This window comes from Pseudomonas arabinosi (assembly GCF_047758675.1).
Lineage (GTDB): Bacteria > Pseudomonadota > Gammaproteobacteria > Pseudomonadales > Pseudomonadaceae > Aquipseudomonas > Aquipseudomonas arabinosi.
In genome coordinates, this window is record NZ_CP180480.1 from 5,183,553 (window position 1) to 5,201,634 (window position 18,082).

The window sequence follows — 18,082 nt, forward strand, 5'->3', positions numbered from 1 at the left end:
TGCAGTTGCCTTGTGGCGAGGGGATAAATCCCCTCGCCACAAGTCAGCGGCTACAGGTCGATGGAACCACCGGGGTATTCTGTTGCCAACCAAAGAGTACTCATCGATTCAAAATAAGGAGATTTGAATGCGGACCCTCGAACTGGCCGGCGTCAACGTACCGGTCATCGGTCAAGGCACCTGGCGCATGGGAGAAGATCGTTCCCGGCACACCCAGGAAGTGGCGGCTTTGCGCCAAGGCATCGAATTGGGCATGACCCTCATCGACACCGCTGAAATGTACGGCGAGGGCGGCGCTGAGGAAGTGGTCGGTGAAGCCATCGCCGGCAGGCGTGATGAAGTGTTTCTGGTCAGCAAGGTGTACCCGCACAACGCCAGCCGCAAAGGCATCCCCCAGGCGTGTGAACGCAGCCTGCGGCGGCTGGACACCGACTACATCGATCTCTACCTGCTGCATTGGCGCGGCCAGTATCCCCTCGAAGAAACGGTCGAAGCCTTCGAACGCTTGCGCGAAGAAGGCAAGATCGGTCGCTGGGGCGTCTCCAATTTCGACGTCGAGGACCTGGAAGAATTGGCCTCACCGGCCTGTGCCACCAATCAGGTGCTCTACAACCTGGAAGAACGCGGCGTCGAGTTTGATCTGTTGCCCTGGAGCCGCCAGCATCAAATGCCGGTCATGGCCTACTGTCCGATCGGTCAGGGTGGGCCTATGCTGAACCATACAACGCTCAAACAAATAGCCGCCCGTCACCGTGTGACGCCGGCCCAGGTAGCGCTGGCATGGATGCTGCGTAAGGAAGGCGTGATCGCCATCCCCAAAGCGGTCCGACCCGAGCACGTGCAACTCAACGCGCAAGCGGCGCAATTGCAACTGGAGGCTGGGGATCTGGAGGCGCTGGACGAGGCGTTTCACGCGCCACAACGCAAACAGCGGTTGGCCATGGTCTGAGCCATCGCAGTCTGTCAGAGGGCTTCGGCATGAGAAGCACTGATCAGGACGATTCCTTTAATCTGCAACGCTTTATCCAGGCACAGGACCCGGTGTACAAACGGGTCCAGGCCGAGCTGAACGCCGGTCACAAGCGCAGTCACTGGATGTGGTTCATCTTTCCGCAATTCTCAGGATTGGGCGGCAGCGAGATGTCCCGCCACTTTGCCATTCGTTCCAAAGAGGAAGCCGCGGCGTACCTCAATCATCCACTGCTGGGTTCACGGTTGCGCCTCTGCACGCAATTGGTGCTGGACATCGAAAACAGCTCAATTACGGCCATCTTCGGTCACCCCGACAATCTCAAGTTTCATTCTTCCATGACGCTGTTCGCCCAGGTTGCCGGCGCTAACAGCGACTTTCATCGAGCACTTGACCAGTATTTCCACGGCATTCTGGATGACTGGACGTTGTTGCTGCTCGACTCAAAACAGGCCCAACTGCCCACCAATCAAGGTTGAAAAGTCGTCGTCCACAAAGGGCAGAATGGCGTCCGCCACCGGTTGCAGTTGCCGGGTGACGTAGTGATCGTAGTCGATGGGCGCGCTGCGGATTTCCAGCGGCTCGGGGCCGGCGACGGTGATCACGTAACTGATCCAGCCACCGTTCTGGTATTGCCGCGGACGGCCCTGCCGGTCGTTGTACTCATCGGCCATTCGCGCGGCCCGCACATGCGGCGGCACGTTGCGCTGATAGTCATCAAGGGTGCGGCGCAGGCGCTTGCGGTAGATCAGGCGATCGTCGAACTCCCCCGCCAAGGTCTTGCGTACATAGTCGCGCACATAATCCTGATAAGGCTTGCGATTGAAAATGCGCAGGTACAGCTCCTGCTGGAATTGCCGGGCCAGCGGCGACCAGTCGGTGCGCACGGTTTCCAGGCCTTTGTAGACCATTTCGTCGGTGCCATCGGCGCGGGTCACAAGCCCCGCATAGCGCTTCTTGCTGCCCTCCTCGGCGCCGCGAATGGTCGGCATCAGAAAGCGTTTGTAGTGGGTTTCGAACTGCAACTCCAAGGCACTTTCCAGACCGTATTCCTGCTGCACATGCTCGCGCCACCACTGGTTGACGTGATCCACCAGCGCGCGGCCGATCTGTGCTGCTTCCTGTTGACCGTGCGCACGGCGCAGCCAGACGAAGGTCGAGTCGGTGTCGCCGTAAATCACCGTGTGGCCCTGGGCTTCGATCAGCTGTCGCGTACGCAGCATGATTTCGTGACCGCGCAGGGTGATGGATGACGCCAGGCGTGTATCGAAGAAGCGGCAACCGCTGGAACCGAGCACGCCGTAAAAGGCGTTCATGATGATCTTCAGCGCCTGGGACAGCGGCGCGTTGTGTTCGCGCTTGGCGGTTTCGCGACCTTCGGCGACCCGGGCCACGATGGCGGGCAGGCAATGTCGGGTTCTGGAAAAACGTGCGCCGCGAAAGCCTGGCACCGACTCGCTGTCATCGGGATGTTCAAGCCCCTCGATCAAGCCCACCGGGTCGATGAGGAAGGTTCGGATGATCGACGGATAGAGGCTTTTGTAATCGAGCACCAGCACCGACTCGTACAGGCCCGGTTGCGAGTCCATGACAAAACCGCCGGGGCTGGCCTGTGCAGGCTTGCTCCCAAGGTTCGGCGCAACGAAACCCTGGCGGTGCATCAGCGGCATGTAAAGGTGCGTGAACGCCGCCACCGAGCCGCCGCTGCGATCGGCCGGCAAGCCGGTGACGCTGGCCCGCTCCAGCAGGAAGGTCAGCAGCTCGGTCTTGGCGAAAATCCGCGTCATCAGCTCGCAGTCCTTGAGGTTGTACTTGGCCAGGGCCGGTTTGTCCTCGGCGAACATGCGGTTGATTTCGTCCATACGCTGGTACGGATTGTCGATCGACTTGCCCTCGCCAAGCAGGGTTTGCGCGACGTTTTCCAGGCTGAACGAGGGGAAACTCCAGGTTGCCGAACGCAGGGATTCGATCCCGTCGATGATCAGCCGGCCGGCGGCCGAGGCGAAGTAATGGTTGCGGCTCCCGTGTTCACGCCACTGCATCTCTTCACCGCCACGCCCCAGTTTCAGCGGTACCGCCAGGCGCCGGGCGTGCTCGTGGAGCACGCGCAGGTCGAATTGCACGACGTTCCAGCCGATGATCGCGTCGGGGTCATGCCGGGCGAACCATTCGTTGAGTCTTTTCAGCAGCAGGGTTCGGGAATCGCAGTATTCAAGCTGGAAATCCACCTCGCTGTCGTCGCCATTGGGCGGGCCGAGCATGTAGACCTGGCGCTCGCCACAGCCTTCCAGGGCGATGGAGTACAGCTCGCCCTGAGCGGTGGTTTCGATGTCCAGGGAGACCAGCCTGAGGTTCGGGCGATAGTCCGGGTCGGGTTTCATCTGCGCATCGAGCAGCAGGCCCTCGGCGTTCGGCGTGCCACTGAACCGGACCGGCGCGGTGATGAAACGCTCCATCATGTAGCGTTCCGGCGGGCGCACATCGGCTTCGAACATGTCGACGCCGGCCTTGCGCAGCGCGGTTTCCAGACGCATCAGTTGACCGTGCTGCTGGCAATACAGACCGAGCACCGGGCGGTGCTCGAAATCCAGCAGCGCCAACGGCCGCAGCTCGACGTTCTTTTCGCCGCGCAGCAGCACTTCGGCCTGCTCGCGCTGGGCTGCGGGGATGAACGCCACCGACGGTTGATCAGGCAGGCGGATCCGCTGGGGACCGGTGTCGGTCGCCAGCCAGAACTCGACTTCCGTACCGGCCGGGGTGTCGCGCCAATGCCGGGTCAGGACGAAGCCCCGCTGTAAATCCACCACTGCAACCTCAAGATTTGATTCAAGGCGCAATTCTACGCGTCATCGATGAGGGACAGCGCAGATTGATCTGACGACTCGCTCCCACAGGGTTTGATGGCGCCCATGAATGAGTGAATAACTATGGAATACTCCAGGTTTTCGGAAGAAAAACCGCTGAATGGCGTTTTTTGCGCGTTATCTGCCGCTTTCTGCCTTGCCCTCAGCGCCCGTGTCTACGATTCTTCAAGGACAACGACAACACCTGAGAAACTGCCATGAAAACCGTCGCCCAACTGCTGAAGTTAAAGGCTGAACAGAACCATGAAGTCCACACCATTGCACCGCATCAAATGGTGCTGGAAGCGCTGATGGTCATGGCCGCCAAAAACGTCGGCGCCTTGCCGGTCGTGAAGAATGGCGAGGTCGTCGGCATCATCAGCGAGCGTGACTATGCGCGCAAACTCGTGCTCAAGGGCCGCTCCTCCGTCGGTACACCGGTCGAGGACATCATGGTGTCGCCGGTGATCACCGTGGACACCCATCAAACCGTCGAAACCTGCATGGGCATCATGTCCGACAAACGCCTGCGCCACTTGCCGGTGGTGGAAAACGGCACATTGATCGGTTTGCTGTCGATCGGCGACCTGGTCAAGGAGGCCATCGCCGAACAGGCTGAGCTGATTCGCCAGTTGGAGCAGTACATTCGCGGCGAATAGATCAATCCGGCCAATGCCGCGCGAAGACCGGTGCCAATGTCGGGTGCCGGTCGATGCGCGTAAGCCACGCGAAAAACCCGGGCCTTGTACTGCGTAAATGTTCCCGACTGCCGGCCCATCTGGAAACCACCGCCGCCAGCACATCCAGGGCTCCCGGCGTCTCGTCGCCCAGATACAAATCACCCGAAAACTGATCGGCAAACACCTCCCAACTCCTGTGCAGGTGCGCGCGGGCGCCGGCCATGAGGTTTTGCCTGGACGATTCATCCGCCTCGGCCAACCAGCGCTCGGGGTAGTCGATGATGCCAATGGCCGAATAGCAATTGCTGACGATGTACACCAGGCCTCGAATGGCCTGATCCCGCGCGGCGGTGTTGTTCGGCAACAGGTTTGATTGGGGGAACGTGAGCCCCAGGTGAATCAGAATTGCCGCGCTCTCGGTGAGAACGCTGCCATCAGGCAACTGCAGGGTCGGGATCTGCTTGAGCGGATTGAGCTTCTCCAGCGCGTGGGTCGCCTCGGGAGAGGATTCAACGTCGATGAAGCGGTAAGGAATTTCGCAAAGCTCCAGTGCCGCTTCTATCGCGGCAGCGCCGGAATTCTGGTGTCCGTATAGCTGGTACATATCGCACGCTCCTGGCGAAACGAAAATAGAGTCAGCAGACGAGTGGGCACGAGGCACGTTCCCTGCCATCGGGCCGGGCGATACAGGTAAGATACGCCTCCCTGGCCGCACTCATGACTACCCGTCGCGGCTCAAGCCCTACTGCACACATCAAGGAAAGAACATGCGCCAACAGGATGGCGGACTCGCCCCGTTTCTTCGTCTCTATGGATTTCTTCTCGCTGGCCTGGCCTTGAGTGGCTGCTCGCCGAGCGAACACTCGTCATCGGCCAGTTTAGCCGGTGAACAAGGGCGCGGTGGTGCCATGCTCGCCTATGAGCACGAACTGCAACTGTTGCTGCCCCAGGCGCAAATCGGGCCGCGCTTGCAGGCCACGCGCGAGGCGTGCGAAACCGCACGCTTCGGGGCCTGTAACGTTCTGCGTATCGAGCAAGGTGCCGGCCGCGCCGAGATCACCTTGCGCATTGCACCTGCCGGCGTCGAACCGCTGGTCACGATGGCCGCCGAGGGTGGGGAGCTGGGTCAACGAATCACCAGTGCCGAAGACCTGGCCGATGCCGTGGACGACACTCGTCGTCGTCAAGAGCGGCTCAAGGCTCAGCAGCAGCGTCTGGATGAGTTGGCGACCCGCAAAGACATCAGCGTCACGGATCTGATTACCTTGAGCAAGGAACAGGCCGGGATCGAAAACGACCTGCAAGCCTTGGCCCAGATTGCCGCCGGGCACCAGCGCCGACTGGACACCAATCGGGTCACGCTGTCGTTCCTGCCGACCGGCGCCAGCAGTCGCTCGTCGCACCTGAGCCAAGCGTTCAGCAATTTGCTGGACAACCTGGCCGATGGCGCTGCCGATGCGCTGGAAAAAGTCAGCTATGCCCTGCCCTTCCTGATTCTGGCCTTCCCGCTGTTCATGATGTGGGTCTGGTTGTGGCGCAAGTTTGTTCGCCGTCGCACGTGAGTCGCGGAACTGAACCATCACGCTCGCGTGAGATGCCTCGTCCTTCCTATCATTGCCGTCGATGTTCACCATCACAGCAATGAAGTTCTCATAAAAAATCCGCGGCGTAACATCAGCTCCAGACCCAACAACTACACCCCGGAGCACACCCTCATGAAACGCCAAACTATCCTCAGCATCGTTTTCTCGGTTTTTGCAGTTAACGCTTTCGCCGCTACCTCTGTTCACCCGGTTGTCGCTGAAGGCGGCTCGGATCGCCTGATTGAAAGTCGTGTGGCTGAAGGTGGTTCGGATCGTCTGATCGAGAACCGCGTCGCTGAAGGTGGCTCGGATCGTCTGATCGAGAACCGCGTCGCTGAAGGTGGTTCGGATCGTTTGATCGAGAACCGCGTCGCTGAAGGTGGCTCCGATCGTTTGATCGAAAACCGCGTTGCTGAAGGTGGTTCGGATCGTTTGATCGAGAACCGCGTCGCAGAAGGTGGCTCCGATCGTTTGATCGAAAACCGCGTTGCTGAAGGTGGTTCGGACCGCCTGATCGAAAGCCGCGCTGTATAAATGAATGGTTTTACCGCAGCACTCAATGAAAAACCCGGCCTCATCAGCCGGTTTTTTTTACGCCTGTTTTTTGCGCTCGGTCACTTGCCGGCCCGGGCCATGCAACGCTGATAACGCTCATCGACCCGCTTGGCAAACCACGCCGTGGTGAGTTTGCGGGTGATTTTCGGGCTTTGCAGCGCAATCCCCGGCAACACCGCTCGCGGTAATGGCCGACCTTCCGCTTTTTCGGCCAGGTCGAAAACCCGTGCATAGAGCTGGGTGTCCTCGAACGCGAAGTTTTTACCCTCCTCCAGTTGGTCCCGAATGGTCGGGTTGCGCATGCCCAGTTGCTTGCCGAGGGTACGCACCGCCAATTCCGTGGTGCCAGGCATGATCGAATCGTAGCGAACCAGGTCACCATCCAGCGCCAACGGTATGCCCGACGCGCGACTCACCGCGTTCTGAAACGCGGCATTGCGACTGGCGTACCAGCCGGCATTGAAATCGGCAAAGCGATACAGCGGTTGTTTGTAGCTCACCGGATAACCGAGCAAGTGGGCGATACCGAAGTACATGCCGCCGCGACGAGTGAACACTTCATGACGAATCGAGCCGTCCACCGGGTACGGATACGCCTTCGCCTGTTGCTCGGCGAAATCGATGCTGACCTGCATCGGCCCACCGGTGTGCACCGGGTTGAACCCACCGAACAGCGTCCGGCCCATGGGCACCATGCCGATGAAGTCATCGAAGATCGCGCTGAGCTCTTTCTCGCTGCGCGCCGCATTGAGCCGGTCGCTGTAGCTTTTGCCGTTGGATGAACTCACCTGCAGCGCACCGCTCACCAGCAGGCCGGGAATGTGGACTTTGTCGGCTCGGCGGTCAATCTCCTCGCGGGCGATTTTGCCCAGGCCCGGTACGGGTGGGTCCACCTGAAAGGTCGACTCCTGCTCGGTGACCGCCAGTACCGAGCACAGGTTTTGGGTGGATGGATAAATGTCTTGGGCAGCAAATGCTGCGTAAATATCGGTGGCCCAGCCCTGGCGATCGGCGGTTTTGGCCGGCAGCAGACGCACGATCTCGGCCTTGACCTCGGCAGGCTTGCGCGCAGGGAGCTCTTGCGTGCGCTGAGTACCGCAACCCGCCAGCACCAGCAGTGCGGCGACGCTCATCATCAATCGATTGGCTTGCATGTTGCTCCATCAAATCCGTTGAGCCGGGGTAACCATACGATCAATGGCATGGCGCAGGCTATGACTCTCGCCGCCCTCCACTGTTCCCCGTAGCAGCTGTCGAGCCTGCGAGGCTGCGTCCGGCTGCGCGGCAGTCGTAGTCCGATGAACACGGTTTACCTGAAGGTAACGCCAGTCAGTCACGGCGCAGAACCTGTGGGAGCGAGCTTGCTCGCGATGGCGAACTGGCAGACAACATAGGTGTTGAATGTAAGACCGCTATCGCGAGCAAGCTCGCTCCCACAGGTTTTTCACCGTAACTGAACGGCATCAGGGCAGCGGGGGCCTTTTTCCGTTTGGCAGACAGCCTGCCCGTCTGTCGCGGCTGAACCATACTTGTGCCACACACCGAGGAGGACAGTCTCATGAACCGTAGCGACGTTCTGATCATCGGCGCCGGCCCGACCGGGCTGGTGTTGGCGTTATGGCTGAGCAAACTTGGCGTGCAAGTGCGCATCCTCGACAAGTCGTCGGCACCCGGAACCACTTCACGGGCGCTGGCCGTGCAGGCGCGGACGCTGGAGCTGTATCGCCAGCTCGACCTCAGCCATGCGGTGGTGCAGAACGGTCATCGAGTGGCTGCGGCGAACTTCTGGGTCAAGGGTGAACCCGTGGCGCGCTTGCCGCTGAGCCGCATCGGCGAAGGCCTGACGCCCTATGCGTTCCTCGAAATCTTTCCTCAGGACGAACACGAACGGCTGTTGATAGACCGCCTCGAAACCTTTGGCATCAAGGTGGAGCGCAACACGGCGCTGGAAAGTTTCGTGGAAACCGGTGACGGCATCACCGCCTATTTACGCTTGGCCGATGGTCAGGAGGAAACCTGCCAGACCTGCTATCTGGCGGGTTGCGACGGTGCCCGGTCGATCGTGCGCAAGACCCTGGACACCGGTTTTCCCGGTGGCACCTACCAGCAGATTTTCTACGTCGCCGATGTGCAGGCCAGCGGGCCGACGTTCAACGGCGAACTGCACGTGGACCTTGATGAAGCGGATTTTCTCGCGGTATTTCCCTTGGCCGGTACAGGCCGCGCCCGTCTGATTGGCACCGTACGCGACGAACGCGCCGACCAGGTCGACACCCTGCAATTTGAAGACGTCAGCAGCCGGGCCATCGAGCATATGAAAGTAAAGATCGAGAAACTGAACTGGTTCTCGACCTACCGCGTGCATCATCGGGTGGCGGATCATTTTCGCACCGGGCGCGCGTTTCTATTGGGTGACGCCGCCCACGTCCACAGCCCTGCCGGTGGCCAGGGCATGAACACCGGCATAGGCGATGCCATCAACCTCGCCTGGAAACTCGCGGCGGTGTTGAGCGGCGGCGCTGAGGCCAAGCTCCTCGACACTTACGAAACCGAGCGCATCGCGTTTGCCCGCAAACTGGTCGCCACCACCGATCGGGTGTTCAGTTTCGTCACGGCCGAAGGGCGCATGGCCGATTTGCTGCGCACGCGTCTGGCGCCGTTCGTGATTCCGAAAATGGCATCGTTTGAGGCGTCCCGCGAATTCCTGTTTCGCACGGTGTCGCAGATCACCCTGAATTATCGCGGGATGCCGTTGAGCACGGGCGTTGCCGGTCATGTTCACGGTGGCGACCGCCTGCCCTGGGCTCATGACGGTGAGGGGGACAATTTCGAATCGCTGAAGTGTCTGACCTGGCAGGTGCATGTGTATGGCGACACCAGCGATGAAATGATCGCCTGGTGCCACGAACATCATTTGCCGTTGCATGTTTTTGACTGGCGGCCGGCGTTTGAAGCGGCTGGCCTGGGGCGTAACGGGTTTTACCTGTTGCGGCCGGATACGTATGTGGCGATTGCCGACAATTCTTCCGATCCCAAGGTGATCGAGCGGTACTTCCGGGATCACGGGATCAGGCCGTTTTTTGGCGCCCGCTGACTCAACACAGTCCAAATGTGGGAGCGGGCTTGCTCGCTCCCACATTTAATCTGCAGTGATACTTAGATCCCGGCCAGTGCCAGGTCCATCGCGAAGTAAGTGAAGATCAGATCCGCCCCGGCCCGCTTGATCGCGCCAAGGCTTTCACGTACCACGCGATCTTCATCGATCGCACCGGCCTGGGCGGCGAATTTGATCATCGCGTACTCGCCGCTCACCTGATACGCCGACAGCGGCAAACGCGAGGCTTCACGGATGTCGCGGATGATGTCCAGGTAGGCGCCGGCCGGTTTGACCATCAGCGCGTCGGCGCCTTCCTGCTCGTCCATCAGTGATTCGCGCACGGCTTCGCGGCGGTTCATCGGGTTCATCTGATAGCTTTTGCGGTCGCCCTTGAGCGCGCTGCCGCCGGCTTCACGGAACGGACCGTAGAGCGCCGAGGCAAACTTGGTCGAATAGGCCATGATCGCGGTCTGGTTGAAACCCGCTTCATCAAGCGCCCGGCGAATGGCCTGAACCTGCCCGTCCATGGCGGCCGACGGGGCGATCACATCGGCACCGGCACGGGCCGCGGCCACCGCTTGTTTGCCGAGATTGATCAGGGTCTGGTCGTTGTCGACCTCATGGTTGTGCAGCACGCCGCAATGACCGTGGTCGGTGTATTCACAGAAGCAGGTGTCGGACATCACAATCATGTCCGGCACCGCGTCCTTGGCGATGCGCGACATGCGTGACACCAGACCGTTGTCGCTCCAGGTGTCGCTGCCGCTGCCGTCCAAATGGTGCGACACGCCGAACGTCATCACCGACTTGATCCCCGCCCGGGCATAACGCTCGATCTCACCCGCCAGTTTCGACTCCGGAATACGCATCACGCCGGGCATGCTTTTGATCGGTACGAAGTCGTCGATCTCTTCCTCAACGAAAATCGGTAACACCAGATCGTTCAAGCTGAACTCGGTTTCCTGGAACAGGCTGCGCAGGCTTGCATTGCGACGCAGACGGCGTGGACGTGCTTCGGGGAACTGACTGGACATGAGGGGTTCCTGAAAAACGGAGGACGAGACGAAAGTCTTAGGGGGCGAAGCTTATGCCCTGAACCTTGCAGGGCACAAATCTCAGGTGAGGAAAAACCCTTACCGGTTCGGCAATAATCACTGAGATATGAGCCTTGCCGCTTACAGCGTCAGCTTCCCGCTGATGCAGGTCACCACCGCGCCGCCGATCCAGATCTCGTCGCCCACTTGTTCGACCTGAATGCGTCCGGCGCGGCCCATGGTCAGGCCCTGGCTGACCACATAGGACGCCGGCGCCAGTCCTTCGCTGAGCAACCACTGGGCAATCCCGGCGTTCAGGCTGCCGGTGGCGGGGTCTTCCGGCATGCCGTCGCCGGAGATGAACGCCCGCACTTCGAACTGTGCGTCATCGCCATCGCGCTCGGGATGCCATGGCGCGATGACACCGACGGCCAGGCCGAGCATTTGCGAATGATCCGGTTGCAAGTCCAGCACCTGCTGGCGATCCTCGACCATCACGGCCAGCCATCCGGCACCGTTGTCGACCCACTGAGTGCGCACAATCGCCCCCGATTCCAGCCCTAGCCCCCGCCGTACCCGTTCCACGACATCCGCCTCCACCGGCCCGGTTTTGAGCAATGGCGGTGCGAGAAAGGCCAGCTCTGTCCCTTGCAGACGAACCCGCACCAGCCCCACGCCGCACTCCTGAATGATCTCTTCGCCCTTGGGCACGCCACCGGCCTCCAGCCACGCATGGCAGGTGCCCAGTGTCGGATGGCCGGCGAACGGCAATTCGTTCAGGGTGGTGAAGATCCGCACGCGATAATCGGCGCGAGGATCGCGCGGTTCGAGTATGAATGTGGTTTCGCTGAGGTTGGTCCAGCTGGCGAACGCCGCCATGCGCTCATCGCTGAGCTCATCGGCGCCGAATACCACTGCCAACGGATTGCCCTTGAGCGCAACATCTACTTGCTTGAAATCGAATGAGTGCATGGCCTGCCTTGGTCTTGATCAAATCGAAGCGTTTACTTGGGGATTTCCAGCCCGCGCATCACCGCCGGCCGCGCCAGAAAGCGCTCCAGGACCCGCGTGACGTTGGTGAAGTCGTCGATGCCCACCAGCTCGCCAGCCTCATAGAAGCCGATCAGGTTGCGCACCCAGGGGAAGGTCGCGATGTCCGCGATGGTGTAGCGCTCGCCCATGATCCAGTCGCGCCCTTCCAGGCGGTTATTGAGCACATTAAGCAGGCGTTTGCTTTCATCGACGTAGCGGTCGCGGGGACGTTTGTCCTCGTAGTCCTTGCCGGCAAATTTGTTGAAAAATCCGAGCTGACCGAACATCGGCCCGATGCCGCCCATCTGAAACATCAGCCATTGAAGGGTCTCGTATCGTGCCGCCGATTCCTGGGCCAGCAGTTGCCCGCTTTTGTCGGCCAGGTAAATCAGAATCGCTCCGGACTCGAACAGCGCCAGGGGTTGGTCCCCCGGACCGTGGGGGTCGAGGATTGCCGGGATCTTGTTGTTGGGGTTCAGCGAAAGAAATTCGGGGGACATCTGGTCGTTGGTGTCGAAGCCCACACGATGCGGCTCGTAGGGCAGTCCGATCTCTTCGAGCATGATCGACACCTTGACGCCGTTGGGGGTCGGCAAGGAGTAAAGCTGGATCCACTCGGGGTATTGAGCCGGCCATTTTTGGGTGATCGGGAACGCGGACAGATCGGTCATGGGAAGCATCCACACGGAAAAAGTAGACGCTGATCATAATGTAGGGTTGCCGAAGGCTGCGATCTTTTGGCGTTATCAATATTGATGATGAGCAAGATCAGAAGATCACAGCCTGTGAATGGGGCCGGCACGTGTACTGTGTCCATAAATCCGCAACATCCTGTCGATAACCTCTGCTCTAACCCATCTCAGGTTGCCGCTACAGTGCTGCGCACTCGCTCGGATCGAACCAAATGGGCTTCAGAGGACTCTGAGCATTGCCCTTTCGGAAACGGACCGGCCCAACGACATGGAAAACACCCGATGCAGGGAGCTCGCGGTGTAAAGGTTTGTCAGCCTTAACCGAATGCGCTGAAGACCACCTATTCAAATGACGAACCTTTTGAAATTCGCCAAACGCTTCAAACATCGCGCGTATGTTGTCCTGCCCACCCTGTTGGCAGTCAGCGCGCTGTTCCTGTCCCTTGAGTCCAGCGAAAGCCGTGCCCAACCGGCGGACGGCACCCAGACGCTGGTGTTCCTGCGCCACGCGGAAAAACCCGAAGGCGGCCTCGGCCAGCTCAACTGCCAGGGCCTGAACCGCGCCATCGACCTGGCCACCTTGCTGCCGGAAAAATTCGGCAAGGCCAACTACGTATTTGCCGCCAACCCGACGCGCAATGTCGAAGAAGGCGAACTGGACAATTCCTACAGTTACATCCGTCCCCTGATGACCATCAGCCCCAGCGCGATCAAGCTTGGTTTGCCGGTGAACATCAACTTTTCGGCCAACGACACCAGCGACCTGGCCGATGAATTGCTGCACGACAAGTATCACAACTCGGTCATCTACACCGCCTGGTCCTCCGGCTACCTGCCGGAGTTGATCAACAGGGTCGCTGGAGAAGCCGTCGGCAAGAAACAGAACATCACCGACGACTGGGAATCCAGCGACTACGACTCGCTGTACGTGCTCACCCTGACCTGGCACAACGGCAAGGCCAGTGTGCAAAGCCACGCCTACAAGCAAGGTCTGGATAATGGGCGGGAGACCTGTCCGACGTAAGCTTCAAGGGATTTGGCGCCTGTCAGGGCCTCATCGCGAGCAGGCTCACTCCCACACTAGATCTCGGTGATACACAAAACCTATGTTCACTGAAGATCTAATGTGGGAGCGAGCCTGCTCGCGATGAGGCCGGCAAAAACACCATCAACCTCGTTGACTGACCCGCTCGCGCAGGTACTCAAGCACCGCAGCCCGCTCCCCGGCGAATTCGATACGACCCCCTTTCTTCTCCCGCTGAAACGCATACATCGGGTCGTAATACTCTCGGAGCAACCCTTCGATCCAGCCCCGGTGCAAGTCCACCGCCCCACTACTCGCCTGCTCCGCCAGCGCGTCTTCCATCAACATCAGCATCCGCCGATGGCGCTCACCGCCCAGACGTTTCTGCACATTGTTCAGGCTCTCCAGCAAGCGCTCGGAAAACAGTGCGAAGCCTTCATCGCCATGTACGCCGATGAACTCGGCACACAAGTCCACCACGTAATCGCGCAGGATCCGTTCGACCCGCCCTTCCAGGCTGTCTTCAAGCCAGACCATCGGAAACTGTTGCATGCCCTGAAACAGCGGCAACGGCAGCGCACAACTGCCGATCGCGCGGCTCTCGTCTTCCAGTACAAACTGCTCGATGCCGTGGGCGCGCTTCTTCAGCACATCTACCGCCAGACGGTTCTCAAAATCGATGTTGGAGGGTTGGCCGGTGGCGCGTTTACCGAAACTGGAACCGCGGTGATGGGCGTGACCTTCAAGGTCCAGGCCGTTGCGCAACTGCGTGAGCACTTCGGTTTTACCGGTGCCGGTCATGCCGCCCAGCAAGACGAAATCACACTGGGTAACGGCCTGATCGAGCGTGTCGAGCAAGAAGGTGCGCATCGCCTTGTAGCCGCCACCCACTCGCGGATAGTCGATGCCCGCCTCGTCCTTGAGCCATTGCTGGACGATCTGCGAACGCAAACCGCCGCGAAAACAATACAAATACCCATCAGGATGAGCCCGGGCAAAATCGGCCCAGGCCTGGATGCGCTCGGCTTTGATCTCGCCGGACACCAACTGGTGCCCCAGCGTAATGGCCGCTTGCTGGCCGTGTTGCTTGTAACAAGTGCCAACCCGTTGCCGCTCGTGGTCGTTCATCAGCGGCAGGTTGATCACGCCGGGGAATGAGCCTTTGAGAAACTCGACTGGCGCCCGGGCATCCATCATCGGTCGGTCGTTGAGGAAAATGTCGCGGTAATCGGTGAATTCGATGGACATCAAAACACCTCAACCGCGTTCGTCTGTCGCTCGATCAGTTCACCGATCGGCTCAAGGGTCAGGCCCAGCTCGGCGGCTACTTTGAGGAAGTGTTCGTTGCCTTCGGGGGTGACCGCAACCAGCAGGCCACCGCTGGTCTGCGGATCGCAGAGCACGCGTTTGTGCATTTCCTGAAGACGCCCAAGCTTGCTGGCGTAGCTGTCGAAGTTGCGCAGCGTCCCGCCCGGCACACAGCCTTGGTCGAGGTAATACTCGACACCCGGCAGACGCGGCACGCGATCGTACTCGATGCGAGCAGTCACGTTGCTGCCGTCGGCCATTTCCACCAAATGCCCCAGCAGGCCAAAACCGGTGACGTCGGTCATCGCGGTGACGCCTTCAAGTTTGCCGAAACGGCTACCGGGTTTGTTCAGGGTGCACATCCAGTCGCGGGCCAGGCCGATGTCGGCCTGGCGCAACTTGCCCTTCTTCTCGGCGGTGGTAAGGATGCCGATGCCCAGCGGCTTGGTGAGGTAGAGCAGGCAACCGGCGGTGGCGGTGTCGTTGCGCTTCATGTGGCGCTTTTCCACCAGACCGGTCACGGCGAGGCCGAAGATCGGCTCCGGCGCGTCGATGGAATGCCCCCCGGCCAACGGAATTCCGGCTTCATCGCAGACCGAACGCCCGCCGCGAATCACTTCCCGGGCAATCTCCGGCGCCAGTACGTTGACCGGCCAGCCGAGGATCGCAATCGCCATCAGCGGATCGCCGCCCATGGCGTAGATGTCGCTGATGGCATTGGTGGCGGCGATGCGACCGAAATCGAACGGGTCGTCGACGATCGGCATGAAGAAGTCGGTGGTCGACACCACGCCGCGTTCTTCATCGATGGCGTACACCGCCGCATCATCGCGCGAGGCGTTGCCGACCCAGAGTTTCGGGTCAAGGTTCTGCGCCCCGCTGCCGGCCAGAATCACCTCCAGCACCTGCGGGGAGATTTTGCAGCCGCATCCTGCGCCGTGGCTGTATTGGGTCAGACGAATCGGCTCGCTCATGGGGGGACACACCTCGTGAAGTCAGTGCCACAGAGTCTACATCAACGTCGTCTCCCCTGAGGCCCCGCGAATCGTTGACCGAAAGGACAGTTAAACCACCAATTCCCTAGCCTTTTCCGTGCCTTGAGAAAAATTGGTATGCCTTGTGCAAACGTTTGCGAGTCGCTGATACAAGCGTTTTCGCTACATAACTGCGCAAGCCCGCAGAACCGGGCCTTCGATCCGCACGAAAAGGGACTTTTAATGCACCGCACGTCCAGCCGCGTCACTTGCTCGCGCACTTTTGCTGTTTCCTTGCTGCTGGCCAGCGTTACAGGACTACTCAGCAGCACCGTTTTGGCGCAACCCGCTCCCGCCGAAGAATCCGCCCAAGGGGAAACCCTCAGCCCCGAAGCCAGCCCACCGAAAAAAGGCGTGTACCTCTCGGACTGGTTCAACCAGGACCTGACCGTCATCGGCAGCAAAGACATCAGTTTCGGCCCGCAACCGGCCGACGATATCTACCTGGAATACGAGTACTTCGGGCGCAAGGGGCCGTTTGAGTTGTACGGCTACATCGACATCCCGAAGATCTTCGACATCGGCAACAGCCATGACAAAGGCGTGTGGGACCACGGCTCGCCGGTGTTCATGGAGCACGAACCGCGGATCTCCATCGACTACCTCGCCGGCCGCAGCCTGGCCATCGGGCCGTTCAAGGAATGGTACGTCGCCTTTGACTGGATCTATGACCACGGCAGCAACAGCGCCAACCGTGCCAATACGCTGTACAGCGGTTTGGGCACCGACATCGACACCCATTCGCGGGTCAACCTGTCGGCCAACTTCTATGGGCGCTACCAGTGGGAAAACTACGGCGCCAGCAACGAGTATTCATGGGACGGCTATCGCGCCCAACTCAAATACATCGTGCCGATCAGCAGCTTCAGCAACGGCGCGTCACTGACCTACATCGGGTTCACCAACTTCGACTTCGGTTCGGATTTGCACAAGGACAACCCGGCTCGCACCGCCAACGCCACCGTCGCCACCAACGTCTTGCTCTACTCGTTCACCCACTTGCGTTTCACCCTGGTCGGCCGTTATTTCCACAACGGCGGCAACTGGGAGGATGGCAGCGAATTGAATTTTGGCGACGGTAACTTCCGTGCCCGCTCCGACGGCTGGGGTTACTACGCCGGTGTTGGTTACCAGTTTTAAGTCTTGTTTGAATCAGGAGGTTTTATGCATGCAATGACGCGTCTTTCCCTGGCCTGTGCCGCCCTGCTCTCTTCAACGGCCTGGGCGACTGAAGCGCCGATCCAGCCGAAAGTGATGCTGATCACAATGTTCGCCCCCGAGGCGCAAAACTGGATCGATCGGCTGGAACTCAAGCAGGAAGTGCGGGTGCCGGGGCTGTCCGCCGAGTACCCGACCATTCGCTGCAACAGCCAGCAGGTGTGCCTGATGGTCACCGGCATGGGCCAGACCAACGCCGCGGCGTCGACGCTGGCCCTGGCGCTGTCGACGAAATTCGACCTGCGTAAAAGTTACTTCCTGATCGCCGGGATTGCCGGCATCAGCCCGAAACACGGGACCATCGGCACCACCGCGTGGGCGCATTATCTGGTGGAGTTCGGCACTCAATGGGAGATCGATTCCCGGGACGCGCCGAAAGACTGGCCGACCGGTTATATCGGCATCAACACCAAAGGCCCGAACGAGAAACCGCCACTGGATTACAAGACCGAAGTCTTCGAACTCAACCCGAAGTTGCAGGCCAAGGCGTTTGCCCTCAGCCACAAAGTCGAGCTGAGCGAGAGCAAGGAATCGGCCGCGTGGCGCATGAAGTATCCGTCGGCCCCGGCCAATCAGCCGCCGGTGGTGACGCAGTGCGACACGCTCGCGGGCAATACCTGGTTTTCCGGGACGCGGTTGAGTGAGCGCGCCGAGGTCTGGACCCAACTGCTGACCGATAACAAAGGTGAGTACTGCACGACGCAGCAGGAAGACAACTCCACTTATGAGGCGCTGCTGCGGGCCAGCCGTGAAGGGTTGGTGGATGTACAGCGTTTGGCGGTGGTGCGTGCGGGTTCCGATTTTGACCGGCCGGCGCCGGGCCAGAGTGAGGTGGATAACCTGCTCAAGTATGCGGATCAGGGCGGGTTTGTGCCGGCGCTGGAGAACCTGTACCGGACAGGGAATCCGTTGGTGCAGGAGATTTTGAAGAATTGGTCGGCGTGGGAAAACGGTGTTCCCGAGGCCTGATCTGACAATACAAAACCTTGTGGGAGCGAGCTTGCTCCCACAT

General features: G+C 60.1%; 17 protein-coding genes. 9 read left to right on the top strand and 8 right to left on the bottom strand.

Features of this window, described 5'->3' with window-relative positions:
• Positions 1 to 127 precede the first annotated feature (127 nt).
• Positions 128 to 949 carry an aldo/keto reductase gene (locus ACMXYJ_RS24230; protein WP_415757230.1) on the top strand — a complete coding sequence of 274 codons (822 nt, stop codon included), beginning with the start codon at positions 128 to 130 and terminating at the stop codon, positions 947 to 949.
• Positions 950 to 978: 29 nt separating this feature from the next.
• A complete protein-coding gene (locus ACMXYJ_RS24235) occupies positions 979 to 1,449 on the top strand; it encodes a DUF1810 domain-containing protein (protein WP_415757231.1) in 471 nt (156 codons plus the stop codon).
• On the opposite strand, the gene ACMXYJ_RS24240 is transcribed toward ACMXYJ_RS24235, so the two are convergent.
• A complete protein-coding gene (locus ACMXYJ_RS24240) occupies positions 1,414 to 3,774 on the bottom strand; it encodes a DNA polymerase II (protein ID WP_415760797.1) in 2,361 nt (786 codons plus the stop codon). The genes ACMXYJ_RS24235 and ACMXYJ_RS24240 overlap by 36 nt on opposite strands.
• Before the next feature lie 257 nt (positions 3,775 to 4,031).
• Between ACMXYJ_RS24240 and ACMXYJ_RS24245 the strand changes: the two genes are divergently transcribed.
• The gene (locus ACMXYJ_RS24245) at positions 4,032 to 4,472 is read left to right on the top strand and encodes a CBS domain-containing protein (protein ID WP_033057363.1); all 441 of its coding nucleotides are present in this window, start codon (positions 4,032 to 4,034) and stop codon (positions 4,470 to 4,472) included.
• Position 4,473: 1 nt separating this feature from the next.
• Here the strand turns inward: ACMXYJ_RS24245 and ACMXYJ_RS24250 are convergent, their stop codons facing one another.
• Positions 4,474 to 5,097 carry a glutathione S-transferase gene (locus ACMXYJ_RS24250; protein ID WP_415757232.1) on the bottom strand — a complete coding sequence of 208 codons (624 nt, stop codon included), beginning with the start codon at positions 5,095 to 5,097 and terminating at the stop codon, positions 4,474 to 4,476.
• Positions 5,098 to 5,260: 163 nt separating this feature from the next.
• Between ACMXYJ_RS24250 and ACMXYJ_RS24255 the strand changes: the two genes are divergently transcribed.
• Entirely contained in the window at positions 5,261 to 6,055 is a 795-nt protein-coding gene (locus ACMXYJ_RS24255; protein WP_415757233.1) for a DUF4349 domain-containing protein, read from the top strand.
• 153 nt (positions 6,056 to 6,208) lie between these two features.
• A complete protein-coding gene (locus tag ACMXYJ_RS24260; RefSeq protein WP_415757234.1) occupies positions 6,209 to 6,610 on the top strand; it encodes a hypothetical protein in 402 nt (133 codons plus the stop codon).
• 80 nt (positions 6,611 to 6,690) lie between these two features.
• Here the strand turns inward: ACMXYJ_RS24260 and ACMXYJ_RS24265 are convergent, their stop codons facing one another.
• Positions 6,691 to 7,785 carry a DUF1615 domain-containing protein gene (locus tag ACMXYJ_RS24265; RefSeq protein WP_415757235.1) on the bottom strand — a complete coding sequence of 365 codons (1,095 nt, stop codon included), beginning with the start codon at positions 7,783 to 7,785 and terminating at the stop codon, positions 6,691 to 6,693.
• A gap of 404 nt (positions 7,786 to 8,189) precedes the next feature.
• Here ACMXYJ_RS24265 and ACMXYJ_RS24270 point away from each other — a divergent pair, with 404 nt between their 5' ends.
• Entirely contained in the window at positions 8,190 to 9,725 is a 1,536-nt protein-coding gene (locus tag ACMXYJ_RS24270) for an FAD-dependent oxidoreductase (RefSeq protein WP_415757236.1), read from the top strand.
• A 62-nt stretch (positions 9,726 to 9,787) separates the two neighbouring features.
• Here the strand turns inward: ACMXYJ_RS24270 and hemB are convergent, their stop codons facing one another.
• The 3 genes from hemB to ACMXYJ_RS24285 form a co-directional block, all read right to left on the bottom strand.
• Positions 9,788 to 10,762 carry a porphobilinogen synthase gene (gene hemB, locus ACMXYJ_RS24275; RefSeq protein WP_415757237.1) on the bottom strand — a complete coding sequence of 325 codons (975 nt, stop codon included), beginning with the start codon at positions 10,760 to 10,762 and terminating at the stop codon, positions 9,788 to 9,790.
• A gap of 141 nt (positions 10,763 to 10,903) precedes the next feature.
• A complete protein-coding gene (locus tag ACMXYJ_RS24280) occupies positions 10,904 to 11,734 on the bottom strand; it encodes a PhzF family phenazine biosynthesis protein (RefSeq protein WP_415757238.1) in 831 nt (276 codons plus the stop codon).
• Positions 11,735 to 11,766: 32 nt separating this feature from the next.
• Positions 11,767 to 12,465 (bottom strand): glutathione binding-like protein, encoded by a 699-nt coding sequence (locus tag ACMXYJ_RS24285; protein ID WP_415757239.1) that lies wholly within the window; start codon positions 12,463 to 12,465, stop codon positions 11,767 to 11,769.
• Between the two features lie 370 nt (positions 12,466 to 12,835).
• Between ACMXYJ_RS24285 and ACMXYJ_RS24290 the strand changes: the two genes are divergently transcribed.
• A complete protein-coding gene (locus ACMXYJ_RS24290) occupies positions 12,836 to 13,510 on the top strand; it encodes a histidine phosphatase family protein (protein WP_415757240.1) in 675 nt (224 codons plus the stop codon).
• Between the two features lie 144 nt (positions 13,511 to 13,654).
• Here ACMXYJ_RS24290 and mnmH read toward each other — a convergent pair whose 3' ends face one another.
• Positions 13,655 to 14,758: a tRNA 2-selenouridine(34) synthase MnmH gene (gene mnmH / locus ACMXYJ_RS24295; RefSeq protein WP_415757241.1), complete on the bottom strand. Its 1,104-nt coding sequence runs from the start codon at positions 14,756 to 14,758 to the stop codon at positions 13,655 to 13,657.
• A complete protein-coding gene (gene selD, locus ACMXYJ_RS24300; protein ID WP_415757242.1) occupies positions 14,758 to 15,792 on the bottom strand; it encodes a selenide, water dikinase SelD in 1,035 nt (344 codons plus the stop codon). The genes mnmH and selD overlap by 1 nt, the downstream gene beginning before the upstream one ends.
• Positions 15,793 to 16,035: 243 nt before the next feature.
• On the opposite strand from selD, the gene ACMXYJ_RS24305 reads away from it, so the two are divergent.
• Positions 16,036 to 16,992: a nucleoside-specific channel-forming protein Tsx gene (locus ACMXYJ_RS24305; RefSeq protein WP_095128842.1), complete on the top strand. Its 957-nt coding sequence runs from the start codon at positions 16,036 to 16,038 to the stop codon at positions 16,990 to 16,992.
• A 24-nt stretch (positions 16,993 to 17,016) separates the two neighbouring features.
• Entirely contained in the window at positions 17,017 to 18,039 is a 1,023-nt protein-coding gene (locus ACMXYJ_RS24310; protein WP_415757243.1) for a purine-nucleoside phosphorylase, read from the top strand.
• The last annotated feature ends 43 nt before the right edge of the window (positions 18,040 to 18,082 follow it).

Excerpts from the sequence above, each read along its gene's own strand:
- hemB (WP_415757237.1), bottom strand. The coding sequence starts at position 10,762 with ATGTCCAGTCAGTTCCCCGAAGCACGTCCACGCCGTCTGCGTCGCAAT.
- ACMXYJ_RS24310 (WP_415757243.1), top strand. The coding sequence starts at position 17,017 with ATGCATGCAATGACGCGTCTTTCCCTGGCCTGTGCCGCCCTGCTCTCT.
- ACMXYJ_RS24290 (WP_415757240.1), top strand. The coding sequence starts at position 12,836 with ATGACGAACCTTTTGAAATTCGCCAAACGCTTCAAACATCGCGCGTAT.
- mnmH (WP_415757241.1), bottom strand. The coding sequence starts at position 14,758 with ATGTCCATCGAATTCACCGATTACCGCGACATTTTCCTCAACGACCGA.
- ACMXYJ_RS24260 (WP_415757234.1), top strand. The coding sequence starts at position 6,209 with ATGAAACGCCAAACTATCCTCAGCATCGTTTTCTCGGTTTTTGCAGTT.
- ACMXYJ_RS24270 (WP_415757236.1), top strand. The coding sequence starts at position 8,190 with ATGAACCGTAGCGACGTTCTGATCATCGGCGCCGGCCCGACCGGGCTG.
- ACMXYJ_RS24280 (WP_415757238.1), bottom strand. The coding sequence starts at position 11,734 with ATGCACTCATTCGATTTCAAGCAAGTAGATGTTGCGCTCAAGGGCAAT.
- ACMXYJ_RS24245 (WP_033057363.1), top strand. The coding sequence starts at position 4,032 with ATGAAAACCGTCGCCCAACTGCTGAAGTTAAAGGCTGAACAGAACCAT.
- ACMXYJ_RS24255 (WP_415757233.1), top strand. The coding sequence starts at position 5,261 with ATGCGCCAACAGGATGGCGGACTCGCCCCGTTTCTTCGTCTCTATGGA.
- ACMXYJ_RS24235 (WP_415757231.1), top strand. The coding sequence starts at position 979 with ATGAGAAGCACTGATCAGGACGATTCCTTTAATCTGCAACGCTTTATC.
- ACMXYJ_RS24265 (WP_415757235.1), bottom strand. The coding sequence starts at position 7,785 with ATGCAAGCCAATCGATTGATGATGAGCGTCGCCGCACTGCTGGTGCTG.
- ACMXYJ_RS24305 (WP_095128842.1), top strand. The coding sequence starts at position 16,036 with ATGCACCGCACGTCCAGCCGCGTCACTTGCTCGCGCACTTTTGCTGTT.
- ACMXYJ_RS24230 (WP_415757230.1), top strand. The coding sequence starts at position 128 with ATGCGGACCCTCGAACTGGCCGGCGTCAACGTACCGGTCATCGGTCAA.
- ACMXYJ_RS24285 (WP_415757239.1), bottom strand. The coding sequence starts at position 12,465 with ATGACCGATCTGTCCGCGTTCCCGATCACCCAAAAATGGCCGGCTCAA.
- ACMXYJ_RS24250 (WP_415757232.1), bottom strand. The coding sequence starts at position 5,097 with ATGTACCAGCTATACGGACACCAGAATTCCGGCGCTGCCGCGATAGAA.
- selD (WP_415757242.1), bottom strand. The coding sequence starts at position 15,792 with ATGAGCGAGCCGATTCGTCTGACCCAATACAGCCACGGCGCAGGATGC.